We start from the raw sequence: 6,992 nt of genomic DNA, 5'->3' as shown, positions 1-6,992 counted from the left end.
GCGTTCTATCAGTTGGCCGAGGCCGACCGGGCCGCGGCCGCGGGTGAGCTGGCGTTGCGGTATGTGATCTTCGGTGGTGAGGCGCTGGATCCGCGTCGGCTGGGCCGCTGGTACGAGCGCCACGGCGCGAGGGTGGGATTGGTGAACATGTACGGCATCACCGAGACCACGGTGCATGTGTCGTTCCTGCCGTTGGCCCCGCGCGATGCGCAGGACGCGGCCAGTGTGATCGGTCGTGCCATCCCGGGTTTGGCCGCGTATGTGCTCGACGGGCGGCTGCATCCGGCTGCGGTGGCGGTGCCCGGTGAGATCCATGTCGTGGGCGCGCAGCTCTCGCGTGGCTATCTGGGCAGGCCGGGGTTGACCGCGACTCGGTTCGTGGCCGATCCGTTCGGTGCGCCGGGTTCGCGGATGTATCGCTCCGGTGATATCGGCCGTTGGCGCGCGCGAGCCGAGGACGCGGTGCTCGAGTACGCCGGGCGTGGGGACCAGCAAGTGCAGTTGCGCGGGTTCCGTATCGAACTCGGCGAGATCGAGGCGGCGCTGCTGCGCTGCGACGGTATCGGGCAAGCGGTCGCGCTGGTGCGCGACGATCAGCACACCGGTGACCGCCTGATCGGTTATGTGGTGCCCGACACCGGCGTGACCATCGACCCCGCAACGGTCCGGGCCGAAGTCGCACGGTTCCTCACCGGCTACATGGTGCCCGACGCGATCGTGGTGCTGGACGCGCTGCCGCTGACCCCGAACGGGAAACTCGACCGCCGCGCGCTGCCTGCCCCGGAGATCAACAGCGCCGTCGCCTACCGCGCGCCGCAGACGGTCACCGAGCAAGCGGTGGCGGGCGCGTTCGCCGAACTGCTCGGCGCCGAGCGGGTCGGCCTGGATGACGACTTCTTCGGCCTCGGCGGCAACTCGCTGCTCGCGGCACAGGTTGTCGGGCGGCTGCGGGACGCGACCGGAGCGACGGTGCGCGTGCAGTGGTTCTTCACCGACGCCACGGTGGCGGGCTTGGCCGCCCGCATCGACGCCGGTGACGCCGACGCCACCGCCGCGCTGGACGTGCTGCTGCCGATCCGGGCGAGCGGATCGGCGGCCCCGCTGTTCTGCCTGCACCCGATGTACGGCTTGGCCTGGTCGTATGCGGGCCTGGCCCAGTTCCTGCCCGTCGAGCAGCCGATCTTCGGTCTGCAATCGCCCGCGCTGTCGGAAGACGGCGAACTGCCCGGTTCGCTCGAGCAGCTGGCCGAGCGCTACCTGTCGGAGATCAAGGCGGTGCAACCGCAAGGCCCGTACCGGTTGCTCGGCTGGTCGCTCGGCGGTGTGCTGGCCCATGCCATCGCCACCGCGTTGCAGGAGGCGGGCGAGCAGGTGGAGTTGCTGGCCATGATGGACAGCCATCCGAATCCGGACGTCGTCGGTTTCCGCGCCGCGGTGCGCGGCGCCCTGGCCGAACTCGGCCTCGGTACGGCGGCTGCCGAGGGCGATGATGTCTACGAGCTCGACGACGACTCGTTGGCCGCGCTGCACGCCATGATCCCGGCGGATCTGGTGGCGGTGACGCCGGAACGGCTGCGCCGGATCTATCGCAGCGCGGTCCGCTCGGCGGAGCTGATCGCCGAGCACCGGCCCGGCGTCTTCCGCGGCACCGTGCAGTACTTCAGCGCGGCCGTCGCCGATCCCGCCGACGAGTTGCGCGCCGCCGCGGCGGACTGGTGGCCGTATGTCCAAGGCATGGTCGTCGACCGCCCGGTCGAGGTCACCCATGCTCGGATGGCCGCGCCGGAGGCGCTGGCGGTGATCGGTCCGCAGCTGGCCGCTCTGCTCGACGGCCGCCGTTGATCGTCCCTGCCGACGCCGCGACCCGAATCCGGCGTCGGCAGGGAATAATCGTCCCCGGCACTCGTCATACGCGTCCGTTCCCGCGGCCCGGAACCCCACGGGTCGTGGCCGGTCGCGCTCGGCGTGCGCCGACGGTTCGGTAACGATCGGCATGCGCGCGCTCGATGATCACAGCGCGGGGAGCATGGTGACGTGCGTGTGGCGACGATAGACAGGGTGAGGCAGCACGATGGTTCGGGCGGTCGGGCAGCGGTGTGACGAAACTGCGGAAGCGGTGCGCCGATGACCCGCCCGGCGCGCGTGCGCCCGACCCGGACCCGCCGCCCCCGCGTCACCACCCTGCCCCAGTTGATGGCCACGGCCGTCGAGGCGAACCCGAGCGGCGCTGCCGTGGTGTTCGCCGACGCGACCAGCACCCTCGCCCAGCTGAGTTATGCCGAGCTGGACGAACGGTCCACGCGGTTGGCGCGGTTGCTCATCGATCGGGGGGTGGGTCCGGAGGATCTGGTCGCGGTGGGTGTTCCGCGTTCGGTGGAGTCGGTGGTCGCGGTGTGGGCGGTGGCCAAGACGGGTGCGGGTTTCGTGCCGGTGGATCCGAACTATCCGGCCGATCGCGTCGAGCACATGGTGAAGGACTCCGGCGCGGTCTTCGGGCTGACCGTCCAACAGGTCCGCGCCGAGCTGCCGGACCGGGTCGAGTGGCTGTCGATCGACACGGCCGAGTGCGCGCGGCGGCTCGAGGAATTCCCGGCCGATCCGGTGACCTACACCGATCGGGTGCGCCCGCTGCGCGGGGAGCATCCCGCCTACGTCATCTACACCTCCGGCTCCACCGGCAAGCCCAAGGCCGTGGTGGTGACCCAGGCGGGTTTGGCGAGTTTCTGCGCCGAGCAGCGTGATCGGTATCGGGTGACGAGTGCGTCGCGGACGTTGCATTTCGCGTCGCCGTCGTTCGACGCGTCGGTACTGGAGTTGCTACTGGCGCTCGGTGGCGCGGCCACCATGGTCGTCGCGTCGCCCACGGTGTTCGGCGGCGAGGAATTCGCATCCCTGGTGCGCAGGGAGGCGGTCACGCACGCGTTCGTGACGCCCGCCGCGCTCGCGTCGGTGGACCCGGCCGGGTTGGACGAGCTGCGTGTGGTGGTGGCCGGTGGCGAGGCGTGCCCGCCGGAGCTGGTGCGGCGCTGGGTGCTACCGGTGTCGGGTGGGCGGACCCGCGAGTTCTTCAACGGGTACGGCCCGACCGAGACCACGATCATGACGAACATCAGCGCGCCGCTGGTGCCCGGGGAACCGGTGACCATCGGCGCGCCGATCCGGGCCGTCACGGAATACGTGCTGGACGAGCGGCTGGTGCCCGTGCCGAGCGGTGTGGTCGGCGAGCTGTACATCACCGGTGCGCAGCTGGCCCGCGGCTACCACGAGCGCCCCGGGCTGACCGCGTCCCGCTTCGTGGCGAACCCCTTCGATGTGCACGGCTCCCGCCTCTATCGCACCGGTGACCTGGTGCGTTGGACGCCGGAAGGCGAGTTGGAATACCTGGGTCGCAACGACTTCCAGGTGAAGATTCGCGGTTTCCGTATCGAGCTGGGCGAGATCGACGCGGTGCTGGCCGCGCACGAGACGGTCGACTTCGCGGTCACCGTGGGGCACCACCTGGACAGCGGCGCCACCATTCTCGTCACCTATGTGCACGCCGTGCCCGGGATGGCCGCCGACGCGGCGGAACTGGCCGCCTTCGCGCAGCAGACCCTGCCCGCGCACATGGTGCCGACGGTGGTCATGGTGCTGGACGAGATCCCGTTGACCCCGGTGGGCAAGCTGGACCGCGACGCGCTGCCCACACCGCGGTTGCAGACCAGGGTGTTCCGTGCCCCGGTCGGCCCGCTGGAAGAGCTGGTCGGCGAGGTGTTCGCCGAAGTGCTCGGGCCTGGCGCGCCGGTAGGCGCGGATGACGATTTCTTCGAGCTGGGCGGCAATTCGCTGATCGCGACGCAGGTCGCGGCCCGGCTGGGCGCCGCCATCGCCGCCCGGGTGCCCGCACGGCTGATCTTCGAGAGCCCCACCGTGGCCGCGCTGGCGGCGCGGCTGGAGCCGTTGAAGGGCGCGGGGGACCGGCGCGCGTTGGTGGCGGTGGAGCGTCCGGAGCGGGTGCCGTTGTCGTTGGCGCAGCGGCGGATGTGGTTTTTGAATCAGTTCGATACCGGGTCGGCGGCGAATAATATTCCGTTCGCGGTGCGGTTGTCGGGTGTGTTGGATGTGGCGGCGTTGCAGGCGGCGGTCGCGGATGTGGTCGAGCGTCATGAGACGTTGCGGACGGTGTATCCGGCGGTGGACGGTACCGGTTACCAGGTCGTGCTGCCCGCCGCGCAGGCTGTTCCCGACCTCGCGCCGAAGCCCGTCGCCGAGCACGAGCTGACGGCCTGGCTGCGTGAATTCGCGTCGACCGGTTTCGATGTCGCGGCGGAGGTGCCGCTGCGCGTCGCGCTGGCCGAGATCGGCCCCGACGATCACGTGGTCGTCGTGGTAGTGCATCACATCGCTGCCGACGGCGCTTCGGTCGCGCCGTTCCTGCGGGATCTGCTCAGCGCGTTCCTGTCCCGGCGCAACAGGGCCAGGCCGTCCTGGGGACCGCTGCCGGTGCAGTACGCGGACTACACGCTGTGGCAGCGCGCGATGCTCGGTGACGAGAACGACCCCGATTCGGTGGCCGCGGCTCAGATCGCCTACTGGCGTCGCGCCTTGGCGGGCATTCCGGACCGGATCGACCTACCCTCGGATCGGCCGCGGCCGTCCGTCGCCTCCGGCCGGGGCGCGGAGTACACCTTCGCCGTGGACGCCGCGGTGCACCGAGGTATCGCCGAACTGGCGCACAGCGCGGGCGTCTCGGAGTTCATGGTGGTGCACAGCGCGCTTGCGGTGCTGCTCGCCCGGCTCACCGGCACCGACGACATCACCGTCGGCACGCCCGTGGCGGGCCGTGGTGAACGGGAACTCGACGCGCTGATCGGCATGTTCGTCAACACGCTGGTGCTGCGCACCCGGATCGACCTCGGCGCGTCGTTCCGTGCGCTGCTCGCCCAGACGAAGGAAATGGATCTCGGCGCGTTCTCGCACGCCGAACTGCCGTTCGAGCGGTTGGTCGAGGTGCTCGATCCGGTGCGGTCGCAGGCGCACCACCCGCTGTTCCAGGTGGCGCTGTTCTACCAGAACATGAGCATGCCCGAGATAGAGCTGCCCGGACTGTCCGCCCGGGTACTCGAGTTCGACAGCGCGGTCGCGAAATTCGATCTGCAATTGACCGTGGTGCCCGACACGGACGGGGAGGCCGCGGGCTTCACCGCGGGGTTCACCTACGCCACCGACCTGTTCGACGAGCGGACGATCGCCGAGTTCGCCTGGCGGCTGGATCGGTTGCTGGCCATCGCCGTGGCCGAGCCGGATCGGCCGATCGGCGCGATCGATCTGCTCGCTCCCGTGGAGCGCGAACGCATCCTGCACGAGTGGAACGACACCCGGTACCCGGTGCAGGCCGAGTTGCTGCTCGACGGCTACCGGCGTGCGGCGGAGGCGTACGCGGACGAGGTCGCTCTCGTGTGCGAGGGTGTCGAGCTTTCGTATCGTGGGTTCGATGCGCGGGTGAATCGTTTGGCGCGGTTGTTGATTTCGCAGGGTGTGGGTGCGGAGTCGTTGGTGGGGTTGGCGGTTCGGCGTTCGTTGGATCTTGTGGTGGGGATGTATGCGATCGTGGCGGCGGGTGGGGCTTATGTGCCGTTGGATCCGGATCATCCGGCCGAACGCATCGCCCACATCCTCGAAACGGCGCAGCCGGTCTGTGTGCTCACGACCTCCACCGACGCGGTCGACTTGCCCGAGGGCACCGCGGTATTGCTGCTGGACGCTCTGGACCCGAATCGATTCGACGACGCCCCGGTGCGTGCCGACGAACTGGTACGCCCCGTGTTGCCGCACCATCCGGCCTACGTGATCTTCACATCGGGGTCGACCGGCCGCCCGAAGGGCGTGGCGGTTTCGCACTTCGCCATCCAGAACCAGATCAGCTGGATGCTCGCGGCGTATCCGCTCGACGCCGATGACGTGTACCTACAGAAGACGGCGACGACGTTCGACGTCTCGCTGTGGGGCTACTTCATGCCGCTGCGCGTAGGCGCGAAGCTCGTCGTCGCCACGCACGACGGACATCGGGATCCGGTCTACGTCGCGGAAACCATTGCCTCCCAAAGCGTGACGGTGACGGACTTCGTGCCGTCCATGCTGACGGTCTTCGCCGCGCACACCGCCCCCGGCTCGTGCCCCACCTTGCGCGACATCTTCGTGATCGGCGAAGCGCTGCCGCCGGAGACCGTCGCCGCGGTGCGTGCGGTGACCGACGCCGCCGTGCACAACCTCTACGGCCCCACCGAGGCGGCGGTCTCGGTGACCTACTGGCCCGCGACCGCCGTGGACGAGCGGTCCGTGCCGATCGGCGTCCCGCAGTGGAACACCCAGGTGTATGTGCTGGATTCGCGTCTGCAACCGGTGCCGACCGGTGTTCCGGGCGAGTTGTATCTCGCCGGTGACCAATTGGCCCGCGGCTATGTGCGGCGCCCCGATCTCACCGCCGACCGCTTCGTGGCCGACCCGTTCGGCACCGGTGCGCGGATGTACCGCACCGGTGACCTGGTGGTCTGGCGCGCCCCGACCGACGTGCTGCCCCATCGGCTCGACTATCTCGGCCGGACCGATTTCCAGGTGAAGTTCCGCGGTCAGCGGATCGAGCTGGGTGAGATCGAGACGGCGCTGCTGGCGCAGCCGTCGGTGAGCCAGGCCGTGGCCCTCGTCGCGGCTTCGTCGCTGGGCGACCAATTGGTCGCCTACGTTGTTCCCGCGCCGGGGCGATCGATCGAGCAGGCCGAATTGCTGGCGGCGATCGGTGCGACGCTGCCCGCCTACATGGTTCCGGGCGCGGTCGTCGCGCTGGAGGCGTTGCCGTTGAATCCGAGCGGCAAGCTCGATCGCAAGGCACTACCCGAGCCGACCTTCACCGCGCGGGAATTCCGTGCGCCCGCGACGGCGGTCGAGGAGATCGTGGCCGGGGTGTTCGGTGAGGTGCTCGGTGTGGGCCGGGTGGGCGCGGATGATGATTTCTT

At 69.7% G+C, this 6,992-nt stretch carries 2 protein-coding genes; both read left to right on the top strand.

The window, feature by feature from the left end:
* Positions 1 to 1,842, top strand: a 1,842-nt coding sequence (locus ACGF7Y_RS36370; RefSeq protein ID WP_393242447.1) for a thioesterase domain-containing protein, incomplete at its 5' end; no start/stop codon positions are given.
* A gap of 282 nt (positions 1,843 to 2,124) precedes the next feature.
* Positions 2,125 to 6,992, top strand: a 4,868-nt coding sequence (locus tag ACGF7Y_RS36365; RefSeq protein WP_393242445.1) for an amino acid adenylation domain-containing protein, incomplete at its 3' end; no start/stop codon positions are given.

Origin of the sequence: Nocardia sp. NPDC047654, from assembly GCF_043205035.1 — a bacterium.
Classification (GTDB): domain Bacteria; phylum Actinomycetota; class Actinomycetes; order Mycobacteriales; family Mycobacteriaceae; genus Nocardia.
This window is presented reverse-complemented; position numbering and strand designations above follow the sequence as displayed.